This is a genomic window from Neorhizobium vignae (assembly GCF_000732195.1).
Lineage (GTDB): Bacteria > Pseudomonadota > Alphaproteobacteria > Rhizobiales > Rhizobiaceae > Neorhizobium > Neorhizobium vignae.
Genome location: NZ_JNNU01000067.1, coordinates 1 through 768, shown reverse-complemented (window position 1 = coordinate 768; position 768 = coordinate 1). Strand labels below are relative to the sequence as shown.

Sequence of the window (768 nt, the reverse complement as noted above, 5' to 3'; positions counted from 1 at the left end):
GTGATGACGCCGAGCGTGCCTTCCGAACCGACGAAGAGGCGGGTCAGGTCGTAGCCGGCCGAGGATTTCCGGGCCCGCTGCGCGGTGCGGATCTCCTCGCCATTGGCGGTAACGACGGTGAGCGACAGGACATTGTCCTTCATCGTGCCGTAGCGCACCGCATTGGTGCCGGATGCGCGGGTCGCGGTCATGCCGCCGATCGAGGCATTGGCGCCGGGATCGATCGGGAAGAAGAGGCCGGTGTCGCGCAGCTCGCGGTTCAACTCCTCGCGGGTGATGCCGGGCTCCACGGTCACGTCGAGATCGGCCGGGCTGACGCGAAGCACCTTGTTCATGCGGGTGAAATCGATCGAAATTCCGCCCGACGGCGCATTCACCTGGCCTTCGAGCGAGGAGCCGACGCCGAAGGGCACGACGGGCACGCGATGCTCGGCGCAGGCCCTGACCACGGCCTTGACGTCATCGGCGCTCTCCACGAAGACGACGCCGTCCGGAAGCTGGGCGGGCAGATAGGTCGTCGTATGGGCGTGCTGCTCGCGAAACGACCGGCCGGTCTGGAAGCGCTCGCCGAAGGATTGCTTGAGGACGCCGAGGACCGTCGATATGCCCTCTTCGTTGCGAAGACCCGCCTTCACATCCTTGACTGCCATGCCCACTCTCCTCGTGTCTTTTCAAGGGATTGGTTAGGCGACGGGTCTGGTTTTGTCCAGACGGAACAGCGGTGATCCGACCGGGCAGAGTCCGGCCTTGGCGATCCTCGGTTTCTTT

At 65.0% G+C, this 768-nt stretch carries 1 protein-coding gene; it reads right to left on the bottom strand.

Annotated elements, in window-relative coordinates:
* Positions 1–650 (bottom strand): FAD-binding oxidoreductase (locus GQ59_RS30370; RefSeq protein WP_037088645.1); only part of this gene is annotated, 650 nt, incomplete at its 3' end.
* Between the last annotated feature and the right edge of the window lie 118 nt (positions 651–768).